We start from the raw sequence: 18,892 nt of genomic DNA on the forward strand, positions 1-18,892 counted from the left end.
GTCGTCTAGACGTAATTAATTTAAAACTTTTAGCAACGCATAGGAGAAATTTATGCACACAACTATTCATATACTTTCCAAACGGGAACAAGAAGTCGCAAAACAAATTGCATTGGGAAAAACCAATCGAGATATCGGTGATTCTTTGTATATTTCTGAACGCACCGTAAAATTTCATTGTGCCAATATTTACAAAAAATTAAAGATTGCTAATCGCAGCACGCTCATTTCTCGTTACGCCGATCAAATCCGTCAATTACACTGATTCAAATTTTCCACAAATCGTGTAAGCGGATCGTGCATTACCGCTTCACATAATTCTGTCACCCTAAAGAGTAAATAAAGAAAAATGTCCGTTTGGTGATAGTTTTTGTCCGTTAGAGAAAAGAAATAAATCTTTGCAATATTAATTTATTGTCTACGCTATAAAAGAAATTAAAAACTAAGGAAATATTAGGTTAAGGAAGAAGTAAAAATGTCACAAGATTTGCCGTATCTGAATACCCGTGAAACACAAATTGTTAACTATTTGATACAAGGTCTTACCAATACCGAAATAGGAAAAGAGTTGCACCTTTCAGTACATACTATCAAATATCATTTAGGTCGTATCTATCAAAAGCAAGGTGTCAGTAATCGGGCATTGTTGATTAAAGCCTATTATGACAGGCAAAGTGAGTAGTTAATCTTTGTAAAACATAAGTTTAAATAACATGAACGTATTGCGTATGACTCTAAAATTGCTCCGGGTGAGTCAGACGCTTTTATCGACGCTGCAGAATTTGCTCGTTCAGTTCGAAATCGTCAAGATATGATTAACTTCGAATAGGACGCTGCAACCGCCGTGTCCACAACGCGCCAGCCATCGCCAACCCAAACCCTGGCAGCGTCCACCATGAGGGGGTTTCACCGACCACAGGCCAAGCAAAAAACGCCCCCATTGCTGGCACCAAAAACATGATCGCCGTCGCTTGCGCCAACGAACCTGTTCTGACCAAAGCGAACATCAAGAGCATGCCAATCACCGTGTTAACCACGACCAAATGCCCAACGCTCCAAAACAGTGCCTCCGACGGAACATAAATCACGCCCTCAACCAGCCAAGCGAGTGGTGCTGCGATCACTGCGGCAAAACAATATTGCACCCAAGTGGCGGTAACCGGATGAACGTGCAGTTTGCGATTCTTCTCGATGACTTGCCCAACTGACATGCCCAAAACCGCCACAAATCCCAATAACGCCCCCAGCAAATACCCCGTTTGCCCATCCATATTCAAGCCGACAATCCACCCCGCACCGGCAAGTCCGAGCCCTAATGCACACCAAGTCTGCCAAGATGGCCAACTTCGGATATACAAGGCACTGGCCAAAATAATCAACGCCGGTTGTGACGCCGCAATTAAGGCCATAATGCTCGCACTGGCGCCAAGTTTCATTCCGACATACATGGTGCCAAAATGCCCAATATGCAAAAACACACCGGTCGCAGCGAGTTGTTTGATAGTAGACAGAGGCGGCAGGGATAACCGCATGAAGATCACAAAAGGCGTGACAAATAACGCCGCCCCAACGAACCGGTAGGCGAGAAGATTAAACGGCTCAGTGTATTCCAAAGCCAGCTTAGCCACCGCGTAACCCGTTGACCAGACAACTAAAAACAGCCAAGGAAGAAGGCGTGTGAACATCGGCATACCCGTGACATAAAAATCGCCATGCTAGATGGCATGGCGATAAACGCAAGTGCGCCTTTAGTCGTATGCTATTAATGCAGTTCGTGCTCGCCAATGAGTGATGCAAAAGCTTTAGCCTAACTTGGCCTTTACCGCCTGTATATGTTCTGGAGTGACTTCACAACAGCCACCGATAATACGTGCGCCTTGGCCAAACCACTGCATCGCAAACTCAGCGTATTGCGCCGGCGCTAAATCTTGTCGACGTTGTAAAGTACTGACCGTTTCCCCAGGATACAACGACTCGACGCTGACAAATCCATTGGCATAAGCACCTGTGGTAACCCCTAAACTCAGTAATTGAGGTAACGCCGCCGTGATGGCTTCAGGGCGAGAGCAGTTTAGGAGCACAGCATCGGGCTGATACTCAGCAATCGTCATTAGGGCCTCGCTTAATGGCTCACCCCCTCGTAATTGCTGAGGCGCGCTATCTGATACTGAAAATGCCACCCAGACCGGTTTACCTGATGCTTTAGCTGCCGTACACGCTGCAGTTGCCTCAGCAATAGAGGACATGGTTTCACACAAAAACACATCACAGTCGCTTTGTAATGCCACTAGCTGTTGGTAGCTTGCCAATGACTGGGCAAAATCCGGTGCTACATTGGGTCGATAACTGGCCAATAAAGGCGGTAAACATCCAGCAATCAACACATCTTCTCTACCTGAGGCTGTAATGGCTTCTCGCGCTGCGTATAGTGCCTTTTCATGTAACGTTTCCAGCCAGTCCAATGCGTTATTAGCGTCGAGTCTGTCGGGCGTTGCGGTGTAGGTGTTTAAGGTAATGACATCGGCGCCTGTGGCAATAAATTCAGCGTGAAGCTCAGTCACTAATTCAGGCTCATAAAACATGATATCGCTCGACCAGAGATTAGAAAGCGGGCGTTTAGAGCGCTGAATCAGAGTTTGTCCCATGCCCCCGTCAAGACAAATAAATGCTTTGCCGTTCAGGCCAGTTAGACCTGCCAGCTTATGCACATGAAGAGAAGCCGTTTTATGCGTCATTTAGCCACTTAAAATAAACCTAAACAATGCGCTATGATACCTTGTATAAGCACAATAATGAAATCGTATGCATCGCCCATAAAGTATTAATTTAATGTAAGCTAATCAAATAATTTAAGAGTATTTTGTATTAATCGGCTATGTGATTAAGGGATAAAATAATGACAAAAAGCACTTCGCATATCATTGCGTCAGCAATAGCGGCGACCGCATTAGGCGCAGGTCTCATGGCTTGTTCACCTGCTAAACAAACCGCTGAACCAGCTAACGCCCATCAAGAGGGATACATTGTGGCGCAACCTGAGCATGTTAAACCTGTCGTTTATCAGGTGTTTACTCGATTGTTTGGCAACACCAATACGACCAATAAGCCATGGGGCACGGTAGCAGAAAATGGCGTGGGCAAAATGTCTGATTTCACCGATGAGGCACTGATGGGGATCCGCGAACTTGGCGTGTCTCACATTTGGTATACGGGGATCCCGCACCATGCATTAGTCGCTGATTATACTGAGTATGGTATTTCATTGGACGATCCGGACGTGATCAAAGGACGCGCCGGTTCGCCTTATGCAGTCAAAGATTATTATTCAGTGAATCCCGATTTGGCAGATGATCCAGCTAATCGCATGGCAGAGTTTGAAGCGTTAGTTCAGCGCACTCACACACACGGCATGAAGGTATTAATTGATATCGTACCCAATCACGTGGCGCGACAATATGAGTCATTGGGCAAGCCAGACGGGGTAGAGGACTTTGGTGCGAATGATGATACCAGTGTGGAGTATGCACGCAATAACAATTTTTATTACATACCAGGCCAAGATTTTATGGTGCCTGAGTCGACCGATGGCTATCGGGCATTAGGCGGTGATTCTGCGCCTTTACTCGATGGAAAATTTGCAGAAAGCCCGGCCAAATGGACGGGTAACGGCTCGCGTTTAGCGCAACCGAACATCAATGACTGGTATGAGACAGTCAAAGTCAATTATGGCGTTCGCCCAGACGGGACCTATGATTTTCCAACGTTGCCAAAAGAATATCGCAAAAAAGGACTCGCTGAGCATCATGCCTTTTGGCAGGACAAAGACTTGCCAGATTCGTGGTATAAGTTTGAACACATTGTGCACTTTTGGTTAGACAAGGGAGTCGATGGTTTTCGCTTTGATATGGCCGAGATGGTGCCCGTGGAGTTTTGGTCGTTTTTGAACTCTTCCATTAAAAACAAAAATCCTGATGCCTTTTTATTGGCTGAAGTCTACAATCCGAGCCTGTTTCGTGATTATTTACATCTAGGCAAAATGGATTACCTATATGACAAAGTGGATTTTTATGATTCGCTCAAATGGGTCATTCAAGGTCACGGCAGTACCGATGCACTTGAGCGCATTCAGTCGGAAGTGCGCGACATCGAAGAACACATGCTACACTTTTTAGAAAACCACGATGAGCAGCGCATTGCCAGTCCAGATTTTGCCGGTGACATGCACAAAGGCAAGCCTATGCTGGTAGTATCTGCCCTGATCAGTCGCTCACCGACCATGTTGTATTTTGGTCAAGATGTAGGTGAAGATGGTTCAGAAGTCCCTGGCTTTGGTGGACCCACGCGTACGTCGATTTTCGATTACATCGGGGTACCTGCACATCAGCGCTGGATGAACGAGGGTAAGTTTGACGGGGGGCAGCTCACAGAGGAAGAACAAGCGTTACGTGAGTTTTATATTAAAGTGATGGACATCGCGGCATTTCATCCCGCCATGGCAGGTGAATATATTTCTCTGCACAGTGCGAATAAAGCCACTGAAGGTTATACTGACAAGCACTTTGCGTTCACTCGATTTACCCTGGAAGACCGTTTGATTGTGGTGAATAATTTCACTACTGAACCCATGCAAACGACTCTTACGATTCCCGCAGCGGTGGTGTCGCAATTACAGCTGCGTGCAGGGGAAAATGCACTGAAAGATTTGCTTAGCGAGGCTGATTACGCGTTGCACGTAACGAATGGTGTGGGCGAGTTAACCCTGAATTTGCAAGGGCTTGAATCGGTTGTGCTTGAGGTCAACTAACATGAAACGAAACCCCATAATAAGTGGCGCGTTGTTCGCGCTGCTTGGCTTCTCGACCCAAGCTCAAGTCACATCACACGTGCATAACGACGCAACATTGATTGTGCAAACTGAGCAATACCCGATACACATTACTCAGCTCAATACTGGTGTATTTGAAATCGTGGTTGAGAGCGAACAAAATATGCTGCCATCGTTTGCATTACCAGACAATCACACGCCTAAGACTGCTGAATTAATCCAGTCTACAGACACACTCATGTTTGGTGGGCATGGATATACAGTGCACGTAGATAAAGCCACCACCCGTTTATCTTTTGTGAAAGACAATGAAGTCTTGGTTGCAGAAGAAGCCGGCGCGTTTGTTTATCCCAATATGCGTGGCTTTCGTTTTGCGATTGATGAAGGTGAAGCATTTTACGGTGGTGGACAACGTGTGTTAGGAATGGATCGTCGAGGCCACAAAATGCCATTATACAACCGTGCGCATTATGGCTATACGACCGAATCCAACCAGATGTACTATTCGCTGCCAGCAGTCCTGTCTGACCAAAACTATGCGATTTTGTTTGATAATAGTGCGAGCGGTGAGCTGGATATTGGTGCTGATGAGTCCAATATTTTAGAATTTACCGCGCAAGCAGGGCGTATGGCGTATATTGTGGTCATGGCAGAAGATACGGCGCGTTTATCACAAAAAGTTACGCAAACCACTGGTTTACAGCCTGTCCCAGCGCGCTGGAGCATGGGGAACTTTGCCTCGCGCTTTGGCTATCGCAGCCAAACACAGACGCTTGAAACCGCGCAGAAGTTTCGCGATTTAGGTGTACCCTTAGACGCTATCGTACTGGATCTGTACTGGTTTGGCCCTGAGATGAAAGGGGACATGGGTAACTTAGATTGGGATCGCACTGCATGGCCTGAGCCTGAGCAAATGATTGCACAGCTTGCTCAAGATAATGTCAAAACTGTATTGATCACTGAGCCATTTATATTAACGACCTCTAATCAGTGGGACAACGCGGTCAATAACAATGCATTAGCCAAGGGATTAAATGGACAGCCAAAGCGTTTTGATTTTTTCTTTGGCAATACCGGGTTGGTCGATGTCTTTAGCCCTGAGGGCACACAGTGGTTTAATCAATTTTATCAAACTCTTGCCGACCAAGGTGTAGCCGGTTGGTGGGGGGATTTGGGCGAGCCTGAAGTTCACCCAAGTGATTCACTACATCAGCTTAATGGCGTCACGCGCACTGCTGACGAACTACACAATGTCTATGGTCATCAATGGGCTAAGAACCTTTATGAGCTATCACGCCAACACCAGCCAGAGCAGCGCCCATTTATTATGATGCGTGCCGGGTTTCTTGGCTCCCAGCGTTTTGGCATGGTGCCGTGGACGGGGGACGTTTCACGTAGTTGGGGCGGATTGCAGTCACAAGTAGAACTCTCATTACAAATGTCGGTGTTTGGCCTTGCTTATATTCACTCTGATGTGGGCGGATTTGCTGGTGGTGAGGTGTTCGATCCTGAACTTTATATTCGCTGGACACAACATGGGGCGTTTAGCCCTGTATTTCGTCCCCACGCGCAAGAAAATATTGCACCAGAGCCAGTGTTCCATCCAGGCCCTGCGTTAGACATTGCAAGGGACTATATTCAGCTCCGCTATTCTTTGATGCCGTATATTTATTCCATGGCACTAGAAAACAGTTTGACCGGCATGCCATTGATGCGTCCGTTGAGTTTCTATCACAAAGATGCCTTTGCTCGCAGTGCTGATAGTTACTATTTTGGTAAGTCGTTCTTGGTGACGCCAGTGACAGAAGCTGGGGTGACTGAAATCGCAATCAACCTTCCGGACGGCGTATGGTTTGATTATTGGAGTAAAGCCAAACGCGAAGGGGGGCAAGAGGTCTTAGTTGATGCGCCATTAGCGCTGATGCCGGTGCATGTTCAAGCGGGGAGTTTTGTCCCGATGTTAGCTGAGGCACCCATGCACTTAGATGACTATTCCAGCCAAGACATCGTGATTGAATACTACGCTGATAACAGTGTGCAAAGTGCTGCGAGCACTTGGTATGAAGACGATGGGATATCGCCTGATAGCTTGAGTGACGCACAGTATCAACGTGTTTTGATGAGCGCTGAGCAGCGCTCAAATACGTTGTCATTGCGCTACGATGTCGTCGGAACTTATTCTACAGCACCTGCTCAGCGTAACGTTGAGCAAGTGATCTATGGCTTGCCAAAGCCAACCCAAGTTTCAGTCGATGGACAGATATTATCATCCTCCCAGTGGCGCTATACCAATGGAGCCTTAAACTTTATTTTGTCACTCAAAACGGCAGCAAGCGTGTCGGTTGCTTTTTGAACCATCATCCGGCACTTCCTCACAATGAAAGCTTAATTTACGGTAAGCTATTTATTCATTGAGTAGCTCAGCAATGGTGCTTACTAACACTTGGTTCTTAAATGGTTTTTGGATAATGGCATCTGCTCCATCTACGAGTGCTGCGTGTAAATGTTGATTCGCTGAGCCTGACACAACAATTATTTTTATATGAGCAAATTCAGTTTGCTCACGAGTAAATTTGAGTATGTCTAAGCCATTTATACCTGGCATATTAACATCTAACGTCATGACCACAGGTCGATGTTCATGTAATAATTTGCCCGCCTGGAAACCATCTGCTGCCAAAATCGGCTCCCAATGAGATTGACGAATAATTCGGCCAATACTCTTTAACATTTCTAAATCATCTTCAATGACTAAAATTTTGGGTTTTTGCAAAACCGTTCTCGGTGTTAATGATAGCAGTTCAGCTATTTGTCCAGTCGATAAGTATTCCATATATAAATCCTTTTATTTAGAATGTCACAACTCCAGAAAGTCGATTAACAGACGAAATAATAGTGTTACTGTAAACAAGGAATGTTATGAAAACAGCATATTTGTTGAAAAGCTTAATCCTAAGCGCATTTTGCTTGTCTTTTTCTTTATCGGCATTGGCTGGTGATAATGAAACGATAAATGCGACAAATACGAACAAATGGACACATCGAGTACAAGGTTTTGTGTTGTTTCGCTATGAGGATGAGCGTTTTTCTTTCCGCAGCGACCGCTCTCGCTTGCGTTTTATTGGAAATCTTGGCATTGCCTTAAGCAATGAACAGTGGTCTATTCAGTCTCGACTCACAACAGGGTTGCGTGATAAACAAAATGTCCCAGCGATGACACTTGTGCATTTTTCTGAGCAACCACAGCCGGATTCAGACATTTATGTTGACCGTCTCTTTATTCGCTATCACAGTTCTCAATGGGGAGCGGTTACTTTGGGTAAGCAGCCTTGGCCTTTAAAAAATGCAAGCGATGCTTTTTGGGATCGTCATTTGCACCCAATTGGGGTAACTTGGCAGGGGACATCAATGCCGCTTACGTTGAGTTACCTTAAGCCATTAGATGGCGCTAGCAGTACGGTAGGTGAAATGTTTCTCGCTCAGGCGCATTTAACAGGGCAATTCTCACCGGAACTTTCTTGGCAGCTGTACCCTTGGTTTGTCTCTTATCATGGCGCACAGGCTGAATATGCGACTCGAGACACATTAATTGACCACATGTCTTGGCGCCTTTCTTCATGGCTAACGTTCAAAAACTTCCAATTGGGATTAGACTTAGGTAAGAATACAGATGCTCCCAAAGAAGATTATGGCGATTTGAGTTGGGCGATTCAGCTTACCCATGGTGAGTTGCAACACGTGGGTAATGCGCAATGGCATGTTCGAGTTTTGCAAACAGAGCGCTATGGCGTTGTTACTGAATTTGCTCAAAACGCCGTTGCGGGTTTTTCTACATCAAACATTAAAGGTTTTGATGTTCGCTACCGATATAGAATTAATCCAAAAGTTTGGATTGGTACTCGGTATAGCGACATAAAAACCATCAATAAGCCTGTCAAAGAAGGTCAACGACTCCGCATTGAATTAGGTCTCACACTATAAGCGAATAGTATGAATACAAAAAAAGCCTCCATCCTAGTTGTTGACGATGAAATTAATATTTTAAAGTCACTGCGCCGTTTGTTTCGTAACAATGGATACGATGTACATACTGCAGAGTCTGGAGCAGAGGCCTTAAATTTGCTGGATGAACAGTCAAATATTCAACTAGTGCTATCCGATTTCAGAATGCCCAAAATGAATGGAGGCGAGTTACTATCGGAGATCAAACTTCGTCACCCACACATCGTCAGCATGATCATCTCTGGTTACACGGACTTTAATTCAGCCTTGACTGTATTGAACAATGGCACAGCCTTCAAATTTTTAACGAAGCCTTGGGATAATCAGAACCTGTTGGCCGAAATAGACGAGGCTTTAGCCCATGCCAAAGCACGTGAGGCGGAAAGCAATTTATTAGGCGAAACAAATTATCTAAAAGCTCAAAAAGCGTTTCAAGCTGCCGTAGAAGAATGTCAATTTGGTCATGATAATCATTGTGCCATGTATTTTACGATTGATAACGCTTTAGATCTAAAACGGAACGGCTGTGCGCTTGATTCAATACTCGTTTCACTTGCTCAAGAAATTCAGAGCTTTTGTCATGTCCCTGTTCGCTTTTTTCAACCTAATGATTCAGAAATTCTCGCGTTGGTTCCATGGCCAGACAAAGAAACAATGGCGACTAAAATGTCGCAACTCATTCGTACTATTTGTGATTCACAATGGATAATAGAAAACGAACTAGTCATCGATTTGGCCTCGAGCTATTTTGCCACAAACGATTTGAATGTAGCCCAAAATTATCTATATGAAACGTTAAAAGAAGCTCGAGTTTTATTGCGTTCTCAAGAAGAGTATGTGGCGATCACCGAGCAATACATCCAAGCCAAAAAGCGCCAGCTCACGATCAAATCAGATGTTGCTAAAGCCCTAAATAGTAATCAGTTCAGCTTGATGTATCAGCCCAAAGTGACTATGTCAAACGGTTTAATTCAAAGTGCGGAAGTGTTACTGCGCTGGAAACACGAAAAATTAGGCTGGATTTCTCCTGTTGAATTTATTGAAATTGCTGAAAATGATGGGCAAATTATCGGCATCGGTGACTGGGTACTGAAACACGGGATCGCCCAGTTGTCTAGATTGGCACGTATGAGTCACGATTTTGAACGCTTATCAATCAACGTATCGGTTAATCAATTAACCAATCTAAATATAATTAATACGATTAAACGGCATCTTGCAGAATACCAAGTGGATGCGTCGAAACTCGTACTGGAAGTGACTGAAACGAGTTTGATTAAAAACCTAAGATTGATCAGAAAAACACTGAATGGGTTGAAGCAGCTTGGTGTCAAAATCGCCATTGATGATTTTGGGGTGGGGTATTCTTCATTTGCTTATTTAAGCAAATTACCGATTGATATACTTAAGATTGATCGAGCGCTAATTGATGATATTGAATACAATACTGATACGCAAATTCTCATTAGTAACTTAGTACAAACGTGTCATGAATTGAATATTGAAGTGGTTGCTGAGGGTATTGAAACCCAGTCTGTGCTAGAAAAAGTCAATGTGACAAAGTGCGATTACGTGCAAGGATATTTTTACTCAGCTCCTGTTCAGCCTAAAGAAATAGAGCATATGTTGGTTGCTCAACCCTTTCGTCAGTAAACGCAAGCCCTTTGATAAGTGTACATGGTCGAACTATATTCACGAGGTCGTCGTTAAACCGAATTTGTTGCACTAGCCCAAAATATTTGCCTTCCCATACAGATCCATTAAACTTGTCGACCAATTCATTGAGTTGAGGTCTGTATGTTTACCAAAAGTGTTCTAACCAGTGTTTTTGCTCTTTTGCTATTATCCAGTTGCTTTAGTTGGGCAAATCAAATTGAAACCAGTAAGCAGGGGCCAATTGCCATTGCATTACACGGTGGAGCCGGAACGTTATCCCCTCAACAATTCACACCAGAACTGAAAGCGCAATATTATGCGAAACTCTCAGAGGCATTAGAAGCAGGTTATCAAATCTTGCAAACAGGTGCTGATGGACAAGACGCCGTGGTTGCTGCCATTATGATTTTGGAGAATTCTCCATTATTCAATGCCGGCGTTGGCGCAGTGTATACATTTGATGCTGAGCACGAATTAGACGCCTCAATCATGCATGGTAAAAGCCGAGAAGCAGGGGCAATAGCCGGTGTGAAACACATCAAAAATCCAATTTTGGCAGCGCAAGCGGTGATGAATCATTCGGTGCATGTCATGCTCAGTGGTGATGGGGCGGAAACGTTTGCTGAACAATTTGCGATTGAACGCGTAGACAACACCCATTTTAATACTGAGCGTCGTTTGCAATCACTGCACAAAGCCAAAGCACGTATCAAGCGCCAAGCTTCGCTGAATTATCAACACCCAGAAAAATTTGGCACCGTAGGAGTGGTTGTGCTCGACCAATCAGGTAATTTAGTTGCTGGAACCTCGACCGGTGGTATGACTGCGAAGCGTTTTGGGCGCATTGGGGATTCTCCAATCATCGGCGCAGGAACCTTTGCTGATAACGCTTCATGTGCCGTTTCAGCGACAGGGCACGGTGAATATTTTATTCGTTATCAAGTCGCCAGTGATATTTGTAAGCGCATGACTTATCAAAATCTTTCCTTAGTGGAAGCGGCCGATGAGGTAATTAATCGAGTGTTAGTTGACGCTGGGGGTGACGGTGGCGTCGTGGCGGTAGACGCTCAAGGTAATGTGGCAATGCCGTTTAATACCACAGGTATGTATCGCGCCAGTATTGATGCAAATGGTGTCAAAACAGTAGCGATTTTTGAGTAATTGACACAGATGGCATTGACTCCAGAGCAACAGGCTCAACGACAATCACACATTCCTAAAATAACGTATCCAGATCTGCCGGTTGCGCTCAAAAAAGACGAAATCAAAGAAGCGCTTGCCAAGCATCAAGTGATCATTGTGGCTGGGGAGACCGGGTCAGGTAAAACCACACAACTACCCAAAATCTGTTTGGAACTTGGCCGCGGGGTTGCCGGTATCATTGCGCATACTCAACCTCGTCGCTTAGCCGCTCGCTCAGTCGCAGACCGCATTGCTTCAGAATTAGGTGTCGCTGTGGGTGGGGTTGTTGGATGTAAAATTCGCTTTAGTGATCGTTCGGCGGACAACACCTTAGTTAAGCTGATGACAGATGGGATATTACTCGCTGAGATCCAACACGACAAACTCTTGTCTCGCTATGACACCATCATCATTGACGAAGCACACGAACGCTCATTAAATATCGATTTCTTGTTGGGGTATCTCAAACAGCTATTACCTCGCCGTCCTGAATTAAAGGTGATTATTACCTCAGCTACTATCGATCCTGAGCGGTTTTCTAAGCATTTCAATGACGCCCCAATGGTCACTGTTTCTGGTCGTACTTATCCAGTTGAAATTCGCTATCAACCGCTGTTTGATGAACACTCCGATGGCGATGGCGATCTCGCAACGGGCTTAGTCGAAGCTGTGAATGCCTTGCGCCTTGAACCTTTGGGCGACATATTGATATTTTTGAGTGGTGAGCGCGAAATCCGAGAAATTGAAACCACCCTTAACAAACAAAAATGGCGCAATACCGAAGTCATACCTTTATACGCTCGATTAGCCGCCAGCGAGCAAAATAAAATCTTTGCTCCGCATACAGGGCAACGCATTATCCTTGCCACTAATGTGGCCGAGACCTCTTTGACGGTACCGGGTATTCGCTATGTAATCGATCCTGGTTATGCGCGTATATCGCGTTATAGTTACCGTACCAAAGTGCAACGTTTGCCGATTGAAGCCATTTCACAAGCGTCAGCGCAACAACGAGCTGGTCGTTGTGGTCGTGTCGCAGATGGGATCTGCATTCGATTGTATAGCGAAGAAGATTTTGTTACCCGACCAGAATTTACCGATCCTGAGATCTTAAGAACCAATCTTGCTTCGGTCATTTTGCAAATGCTCGGGCTTGGTTTAGGGGATATTCAATCGTTTCCATTTGTGCAAGCGCCCGATCAGCGTTTTATTAATGATGGCATGCGTCTCTTAGAAGAGTTAAACGCGATTGTCAAACACAAGCGAACACTCTCACTCACCCCTTTGGGCAAACAATTAGCGAAATTACCTGTCGATCCTCGGTATGCACGCATGGTTGTGGCCGCCAAAAACTCACCAGCGCTACCTGTTGTCAGTATCATTGTGGCCGGTTTAAGTATTCAAGATCCCCGTGAAAGGCCTTTGGATAAGCAACAACAAGCTGATGAAATTCATCGCGAGTTTGCGGATGATGATTCTGATTTTATTACGTTGTATAACATCTATGAGGCATTTGTTGAGGCCAAAGCGAATCTCAATAACTCGCAGTTGCGCAAATGGTGCAAAAAGCACTACCTACATTATTTGAGGATGCGAGAGTGGCAGGATATTATTTTCCAAATCCAGCAAGTCGCAAAGCAGCTCAAATTTTTACCCACAGGCGAGCAAGAGCCCGATTATCGAGATATCCATTGTGCTTTGGCTTCCGGGTTACTTTCGCATGTTGCGATGCATGATAAAGACCGAGATTTTATCGGGGCTCGCAATGCTAAGCTCATGATCTTTCCGGGCTCCCCATTAGCTAAAAAGCGTCCAAAATGGATGATCGCAGCGGAACTCGTTGAAACATCCCGCTTATTCGCGCGATATGTCGCAAGAATCGAACCTCATTGGTTAGAGCCACTGGCTGGACACCTCAGTAAAAGCCATTTATCAGAGCCCTATTGGTCAGCCAAGAAAGGAGCGGCGATGGCGCTTGAAAAAGTCACGCTATTCGGGCTCCCTATTGTGGCGCAACGTCGCATCGTGATCAGTCAACGCGAGCCACAGATTGCACGAGAATTATTGATTCGTGAAGCGTTGGTCAATGGCTTTACCCGCATGAAGTATGAGTTCTTACAACACAATCAAGCGCAAGTTGATGTGGTAGTTGAATCAGAACAAAAAACCCGCCGACGTGATTTGCTCGTCAGTGAAGATGTGTTAGTCGATTTTTATCAAGAGCGGATCCCAGAGCACGTTGTATCCGAAGCGAGTATGCGCAAATGGCTGCAGAAACTCTCCGATACGAGTATGCTTAAATTTGACGCTGCCATGCTATGGCACAATGAAATTGGGTCAAATGCGTTGCTCGCTTATCCAGACACATGGCAACAAGGTGCTTTGACCTTGCCGTTAACGTATGTGTTTTCGCCCAATAGTGAAGATGATGGTGTGACTGTCCATATTCCACTGGCTTTGCTTAATCAAGTCACCCCAAACGGCTTTGAGTGGCTGGTACCAGGATTACGTCATGAGTTATTAGTGACCTTGATTAAAAGCCTTCCTAAACGGTTACGCCGCAATTTTGTGCCTGTGCCGCACTATGCGGATGCGTGTTTAGCAGCGCTAGAGCCTACGGATGAAGAGGGTAACTATCACGCTCTGTTACCCGCATTAGCGGATAAATTGGGCAAAATGAGTGGTATGCGATTTGCTGTAGAACAGTGGGACGATCTCGCTTTACCCGAACACTTGCAGATGCGTTATGCGGTGGTCGATGACAAGGGTAAAGTAATTCGTGCAGGACGCGATTTACTTGAGTTAAAAGACGCTCTCAAAGAACGCATTCAGGCGTCTTTAGAGCAAGTTGCCACACCTGAGCTAGAACAATCGGGGCTCGTAGAATGGAATTTTGTTGACTTACCTGAGACGTTTACGCATAAAACGGCTGGCTTTTCGATTCAAGGATATCCAGGATTGGTGGCTGAGTCTAACTCAGTTGCGATTAAAATATTCGATCAGCCTCATGTGGCTCAAGCGTCTCATCAGCAAGGGTTGTATAAACTGATCCAACTTGCTATACCATCGCCCATAAAATACTTGCATGAAAAGCTACCCAACAAAGCCAAGCTTGGGTTGTATTATAATCCGTTTGGCAAAGTAGCAGCCTTGATTGACGATTGCATTATTGCTGGGATTGCGCATTGTGTACAGGAGTACAAAAAACAACAGAAGGTGACTGACATTCGTGACAAAACGTCATTTGCTGAGGTTTGTGAGTGTGTTCGAGAGCACATTAATGATGAGGTGTTGGCTATAGCGCAGCAAGTTGAAGCGGGTCTGACCTGTGCGAATGACATCAAAAAGTCCACAAAAGGTAATATTCCACTGACCATGCTCGAAGCCGTAGGACATATTAAGAGCCATTTGGATGAGCTTGTCTACCCACACTTTGTATCAGACATTGGTGCTGAGCGGCTAGGGGATTGGCAACGTTACTTGCAAGCTTTACGCAAGCGAGTTGACAAGCTGAAAGTCGACCCCACTAAGGATCGCTTGCATCAAATTCAAATTGATAAAATCAATGCACAGATCCAAAAACTCAAAAATACGCTTCCAAAAGGCACCGCGCTACCCGATACCTATTATGAACTAAGGTGGATGGTAGAAGAGTTGCGAGTGTCTTTTTTTGCGCAGCAACTCGGCACGAAATATCCGATATCAAGCAAGCGCATTGAGCAAGCGATTGCTCAGCTTACTTAACGTAAAATCGCTTTTTATAAATTAGATTACTTTGACAAACATATCGTTTACGCCTAAACCTTAATAGTCGGATGGATTTTTTATGGAGTTTATAAAATATTGGCGTACGAAGATAATCGCAATTTTTACCGCATATTGATCAATGCACAATGCAAAATTAGTTTTGATGAACAACAGGTAATGGGTGTATGTAAGGATCTCAGCGCCACGGGAATGTCGTTTGCTTTAACCCAACAAAAATTTCCTGTTGGCACCATGCTAGAGATTGAAATCGATTCTCAAAATCGAGAGGTCCCGTCTTTTTCCGCACAAGCGGAAGTTATTCGACCAGCGGTTCAGCGCGGCGATGAGTATGTGATTGGGGTTAAGTTTCACAAAATGAACTAAGTTTGATAACCGGTATCAGGCTGACCGTTACCGGCTTTTGCATACTCTGCCGCTTTTCGCGCAAGCTCATCACAACGCTCGTTTTCAGGCTGACCTGAGTGCCCTTTTACCCAAAACCATTCAATAGTATGCCGGGCAATTGCTTTGTCCAAAGCTTGCCATAAGTCGACGTTTTTTACGGGTTGCTTGCTGGCGGTACGCCAGTTGTTTTTGCGCCAGTTGTGGATCCATTGATTAATTCCATTTTTGACATAAGTACTATCGGTTGTGAGGCTGACACGACAAGGCTGAGTAAGGGCTTCTAAGGCTTTAATGGCAGCTAATAACTCCATGCGATTATTGGTGGTTAAGGTAAACCCTTCAGCGAGTTCTTTGCGTTTACCACCGTAAGATAAAATAGCTCCATAACCGCCAGGGCCAGGATTATCGAGACAACTCCCATCTGTCCAAATTTGCACATGTTTCACGCCGAGAACTTCCGCTAATTGTTTAAAATCTTGATATACTATTCTACAAGCATAACACACAGTGAGTTTGAACATGCGTCAAATTGTTTTAGATACTGAAACGACCGGGATGAACCGCGAAACGGGGGGCCATTTTACCGAAGGCCATCGGATTATTGAAATCGGTTGTGTTGAACTGGTTGATCGAAAGTTGACCGGCAATCATTTCCATGTGTACATCAATCCGCAGCAACCAGTTGATCCTGAAGCATTTGCTGTGCATGGGATCAGTGATGACTTTTTGGCAGATAAACCGGTGTTCAAAGACGTCGCCCAAGATTTCATTAATTTTATCCAAGATGCAGAGATTATTGCCCATAATGCACCGTTTGACGTGGGCTTTATGAACTTGGAATTTGCCATGAATCCAGCCACGGCTCTGATCCGTACAGATCAAATCTGTCAGGTGACGGATAGTTTGGAGCTCGCCAAAAAGCTTCGTCCAGGACAGCGTAATAACCTGGATGCTTTGTGTAAAGAATACGGTATTGATAACTCACATCGCGATTTGCACGGAGCATTGCTCGACGCCGAGATCCTTGCCGATGTGTATTTGTTGATGACCTCATCACAAGAAGTGTTGAGCCTTGACCAACACACTGCGCAAAGTGATGCATCTGGGATTGTACGCATTACGCCCCCACAAAAACCATTAAAGGTATTAAGTGCCACGGCCGATGAAATAGAGGCGCATGAAGCGCGTCTTGATATCATTGAACAAGCAGGAGGGACGTGCTTGTATCGCCAATGATGAGAGTTTCACGGCACGCAGAAATAAGCACTTATCTTTATTTGATTCGCTATTTTAATGTGCGCGTTGTGTTTTAGCGTTGTTGTTGCTCGACAAGCTGGCGTTCAAAAAAACGTCAGCCGCAGATGAGTCAGTCTAAAATGTTCCATTAAATAAACAAAAACAGCTGTTTTTGCACATTATCTGCTCAAACTCAAAAATATGCTTCATTTTGTTAAAAAATCGGTTGACGAGAGGGGCTCATGAACGTATTATCTGCGCCCGCAATGAGGTAAAACACATTGCACGATGAAACAGCGGAGTGGTAGTTCAGTTGGTTAGAATACCGGCCTGTCACGCCGGGGGTCGCGGGTTCGAGTCCCGTCCACTCCGCCATTTTTCATCATTGTTTGCACGCGCTGGAGTGGTAGTTCAGTTGGTTAGAATACCGGCCTGTCACGCCGGGGGTCGCGGGTTCGAGTCCCGTCCACTCCGCCATGTAAACGACACTTATCTTTTTGATATACTGCGGAGTGGTAGTTCAGTTGGTTAGAATACCGGCCTGTCACGCCGGGGGTCGCGGGTTCGAGTCCCGTCCACTCCGCCATGTATCAGCATATAACTACCTTTGTTATTGAATTCCCAATCAAATTCGTCCATCATCAAAAAAAATTCCGTCTACTGTTCTATGGATCCTAAACAAATAGCTGTATGTTTATTGCAAACAGCTGACCACGTCTTTTTAACTTATGATCATGCTCATCGGCAGAGTTACCCTTTGACTTTTCGTGTTGGCGTTGGAAAAGCTACCTATTATCAATCTGTGAGGAATACATTCTGGCAAAGCCAGCCCAAACGTCAAATTACAATTGGGGCAAAGATGGTTCAAGATAAGTTATCTTCTATCAATCAAGCTAGTTTATGGCGTACAGCAAAAGAAATAAACACTCAGCGCTATTGGGATGGAAAACTCACTCCACAAACGCTTTTATGTCATACATTGCTCCACGAATACGCACATTATCATCAAGAAACAAAAGGATATAGGAGAGCAAATAGTGTACACGACGCTGGTTTTTATAGATGTCTCGATGCCTTGTATGAGGGCCCTGTGGCACAGAGTCTGATGGATGCGTTAATGGAGCATAACGTATTTTGTGAATTGGATTTTGCTGAATCAGATGAATCAATTGGTCCAGCAAATTCTCATTTTTACGTCGGTCAAATCATATCTTTTGAATATGCTAAGGAGACTCATGTTGCGACCATCTTAAAGGTAAACAGGGTGCGATTAACGGTTGAGTTAAAAAATGGCTCTACAATGTACGTCCCAAAATCTCTCGCCCGACCAATTGACGCAGATAAAAATTAAGGAGTGGGGATCTTTAGGGTGCGACTGGCGATACTCACTTCGATAAAGAAACTGAACATTCCCCCGGTGATCGCTAACATGCCCAAAATAAACAAACCCAAAATAATATTGTCTAGAGGCGTTATCAGAATACCGTTAAATAGTAATAAAATAACGGTTAAACACACGATGATCGCCGCTGCAGTCACAAAGTTGATCGCAAAGTTAGAAAAGCGCATACGACGGCGTAACGCATCAAGCTCTGCAATATGTGCGTCATTAAATTGTTCAATGATGCCTTGGCTATGACATTCTTCATACCAACGTGCCCGATCAATAATACGGGCTAACCTGCCGGTCATGACGTTCAGCATTTGACCGATACCTACCAACAAAAATACCGGTACAAGTGATAGTTGAATGAGTTGAGAAACCAAATTGTTATCTATGTGAATTTCCACAATGACGCTCTAAATAACCAATGATCATCATATTGTAACGTTAAAGGC

The 18,892-nt window shown here is 44.8% G+C and carries 16 protein-coding genes and 3 tRNA genes; 14 read left to right on the top strand and 5 right to left on the bottom strand.

Going from position 1 to position 18,892, the window contains the following annotated elements; all coding sequences use genetic code 11:
* Positions 1-52: 52 nt before the first annotated feature.
* Positions 53-265 carry a helix-turn-helix transcriptional regulator gene (locus NLG07_RS07970; protein ID WP_254854942.1) on the top strand — a complete coding sequence of 71 codons (213 nt, stop codon included), beginning with the start codon at positions 53-55 and terminating at the stop codon, positions 263-265.
* Positions 266-475: 210 nt separating this feature from the next.
* Positions 476-682 (top strand): response regulator transcription factor, encoded by a 207-nt coding sequence (locus tag NLG07_RS07975; RefSeq protein ID WP_254854943.1) that lies wholly within the window; start codon positions 476-478, stop codon positions 680-682.
* Positions 683-815: 133 nt separating this feature from the next.
* On the opposite strand, the gene NLG07_RS07980 is transcribed toward NLG07_RS07975, so the two are convergent.
* Together NLG07_RS07980 and NLG07_RS07985 are read right to left on the bottom strand one after the other, a co-directional pair.
* Positions 816-1,685 (bottom strand): DMT family transporter, encoded by an 870-nt coding sequence (locus NLG07_RS07980; RefSeq protein ID WP_254854944.1) that lies wholly within the window; start codon positions 1,683-1,685, stop codon positions 816-818.
* A 117-nt stretch (positions 1,686-1,802) separates the two neighbouring features.
* The gene (locus NLG07_RS07985; protein ID WP_368501240.1) at positions 1,803-2,735 is read right to left on the bottom strand and encodes a homocysteine S-methyltransferase family protein; all 933 of its coding nucleotides are present in this window, start codon (positions 2,733-2,735) and stop codon (positions 1,803-1,805) included.
* Positions 2,736-2,896: 161 nt separating this feature from the next.
* Between NLG07_RS07985 and NLG07_RS07990 the strand changes: the two genes are divergently transcribed.
* Positions 2,897-4,804: an alpha-amylase family protein gene (locus NLG07_RS07990; RefSeq protein WP_254854945.1), complete on the top strand. Its 1,908-nt coding sequence runs from the start codon at positions 2,897-2,899 to the stop codon at positions 4,802-4,804.
* 1 nt (position 4,805) lies between these two features.
* The gene (locus NLG07_RS07995) at positions 4,806-7,178 is read left to right on the top strand and encodes a TIM-barrel domain-containing protein (protein WP_254854946.1); all 2,373 of its coding nucleotides are present in this window, start codon (positions 4,806-4,808) and stop codon (positions 7,176-7,178) included.
* A gap of 51 nt (positions 7,179-7,229) precedes the next feature.
* On the opposite strand, the gene NLG07_RS08000 is transcribed toward NLG07_RS07995, so the two are convergent.
* A complete protein-coding gene (locus NLG07_RS08000) occupies positions 7,230-7,658 on the bottom strand; it encodes a response regulator (RefSeq protein WP_254854947.1) in 429 nt (142 codons plus the stop codon).
* Between the two features lie 86 nt (positions 7,659-7,744).
* Here NLG07_RS08000 and NLG07_RS08005 point away from each other — a divergent pair, with 86 nt between their 5' ends.
* The 5 genes from NLG07_RS08005 to NLG07_RS08025 all read left to right on the top strand — a co-directional run bounded on the left by NLG07_RS08005 (position 7,745) and on the right by NLG07_RS08025 (position 15,796).
* Positions 7,745-8,806 carry a putative porin gene (locus NLG07_RS08005; RefSeq protein WP_254854948.1) on the top strand — a complete coding sequence of 354 codons (1,062 nt, stop codon included), beginning with the start codon at positions 7,745-7,747 and terminating at the stop codon, positions 8,804-8,806.
* Positions 8,807-8,815: 9 nt separating this feature from the next.
* A complete protein-coding gene (locus NLG07_RS08010) occupies positions 8,816-10,480 on the top strand; it encodes an EAL domain-containing protein (protein WP_254854949.1) in 1,665 nt (554 codons plus the stop codon).
* A 144-nt stretch (positions 10,481-10,624) separates the two neighbouring features.
* On the top strand, positions 10,625-11,644 hold the full coding sequence (locus NLG07_RS08015; RefSeq protein ID WP_254854950.1) for an isoaspartyl peptidase/L-asparaginase family protein: 1,020 nt from the start codon (positions 10,625-10,627) through the stop codon (positions 11,642-11,644).
* A 9-nt stretch (positions 11,645-11,653) separates the two neighbouring features.
* Entirely contained in the window at positions 11,654-15,409 is a 3,756-nt protein-coding gene (hrpA, locus tag NLG07_RS08020) for an ATP-dependent RNA helicase HrpA (RefSeq protein WP_254854951.1), read from the top strand.
* Between the two features lie 99 nt (positions 15,410-15,508).
* Positions 15,509-15,796 (top strand): PilZ domain-containing protein, encoded by a 288-nt coding sequence (locus NLG07_RS08025; protein ID WP_254854952.1) that lies wholly within the window; start codon positions 15,509-15,511, stop codon positions 15,794-15,796.
* Here NLG07_RS08025 and rnhA read toward each other — a convergent pair.
* A complete protein-coding gene (rnhA, locus tag NLG07_RS08030) occupies positions 15,793-16,263 on the bottom strand; it encodes a ribonuclease HI (RefSeq protein ID WP_254854953.1) in 471 nt (156 codons plus the stop codon). The two genes, NLG07_RS08025 and rnhA, sit on opposite strands and share 4 nt — an antisense overlap.
* Before the next feature lie 73 nt (positions 16,264-16,336).
* Here rnhA and dnaQ point away from each other — a divergent pair, with 73 nt between their 5' ends.
* The 5 genes from dnaQ to NLG07_RS08055 all read left to right on the top strand — a co-directional run bounded on the left by dnaQ (position 16,337) and on the right by NLG07_RS08055 (position 18,404).
* Positions 16,337-17,053 (top strand): DNA polymerase III subunit epsilon, encoded by a 717-nt coding sequence (gene dnaQ / locus NLG07_RS08035; RefSeq protein ID WP_254854954.1) that lies wholly within the window; start codon positions 16,337-16,339, stop codon positions 17,051-17,053.
* Positions 17,054-17,351: 298 nt separating this feature from the next.
* Positions 17,352-17,428 (top strand) — tRNA-Asp (locus NLG07_RS08040).
* A 25-nt stretch (positions 17,429-17,453) separates the two neighbouring features.
* Positions 17,454-17,530: transfer RNA gene (locus NLG07_RS08045), tRNA-Asp, on the top strand.
* Positions 17,531-17,562: 32 nt separating this feature from the next.
* Positions 17,563-17,639, top strand: a tRNA-Asp gene (locus NLG07_RS08050).
* An 81-nt stretch (positions 17,640-17,720) separates the two neighbouring features.
* The gene (locus tag NLG07_RS08055; RefSeq protein WP_254854955.1) at positions 17,721-18,404 is read left to right on the top strand and encodes a hypothetical protein; all 684 of its coding nucleotides are present in this window, start codon (positions 17,721-17,723) and stop codon (positions 18,402-18,404) included.
* On the opposite strand, the gene NLG07_RS08060 is transcribed toward NLG07_RS08055, so the two are convergent.
* The gene (locus NLG07_RS08060; RefSeq protein ID WP_254854956.1) at positions 18,401-18,844 is read right to left on the bottom strand and encodes a DUF2721 domain-containing protein; all 444 of its coding nucleotides are present in this window, start codon (positions 18,842-18,844) and stop codon (positions 18,401-18,403) included. The two genes, NLG07_RS08055 and NLG07_RS08060, sit on opposite strands and share 4 nt — an antisense overlap.
* Positions 18,845-18,892: the final 48 nt, after the last annotated feature.

The sequence above is a fragment of the Alteromonas sp. LMIT006 genome, assembly GCF_024300645.1.
In the GTDB taxonomy this organism is placed as follows: Bacteria; Pseudomonadota; Gammaproteobacteria; order Enterobacterales; family Alteromonadaceae; genus Opacimonas; species Opacimonas immobilis.

Coding starts and splice junctions, on each gene's coding strand:
- NLG07_RS08010 (WP_254854949.1), top strand. CDS start 8,816: ATGAATACAAAAAAAGCCTCCATCCTAGTTGTTGACGATGAAATTAAT.
- NLG07_RS08015 (WP_254854950.1), top strand. CDS start 10,625: ATGTTTACCAAAAGTGTTCTAACCAGTGTTTTTGCTCTTTTGCTATTA.
- NLG07_RS07985 (WP_368501240.1), bottom strand. CDS start 2,735: ATGACGCATAAAACGGCTTCTCTTCATGTGCATAAGCTGGCAGGTCTA.
- NLG07_RS08055 (WP_254854955.1), top strand. CDS start 17,721: ATGGATCCTAAACAAATAGCTGTATGTTTATTGCAAACAGCTGACCAC.
- NLG07_RS08005 (WP_254854948.1), top strand. CDS start 7,745: ATGAAAACAGCATATTTGTTGAAAAGCTTAATCCTAAGCGCATTTTGC.
- NLG07_RS07995 (WP_254854946.1), top strand. CDS start 4,806: ATGAAACGAAACCCCATAATAAGTGGCGCGTTGTTCGCGCTGCTTGGC.
- dnaQ (WP_254854954.1), top strand. CDS start 16,337: ATGCGTCAAATTGTTTTAGATACTGAAACGACCGGGATGAACCGCGAA.
- NLG07_RS08000 (WP_254854947.1), bottom strand. CDS start 7,658: ATGGAATACTTATCGACTGGACAAATAGCTGAACTGCTATCATTAACA.
- NLG07_RS07990 (WP_254854945.1), top strand. CDS start 2,897: ATGACAAAAAGCACTTCGCATATCATTGCGTCAGCAATAGCGGCGACC.
- NLG07_RS07975 (WP_254854943.1), top strand. CDS start 476: ATGTCACAAGATTTGCCGTATCTGAATACCCGTGAAACACAAATTGTT.
- NLG07_RS07980 (WP_254854944.1), bottom strand. CDS start 1,685: ATGTTCACACGCCTTCTTCCTTGGCTGTTTTTAGTTGTCTGGTCAACG.
- NLG07_RS07970 (WP_254854942.1), top strand. CDS start 53: ATGCACACAACTATTCATATACTTTCCAAACGGGAACAAGAAGTCGCA.
- hrpA (WP_254854951.1), top strand. CDS start 11,654: ATGGCATTGACTCCAGAGCAACAGGCTCAACGACAATCACACATTCCT.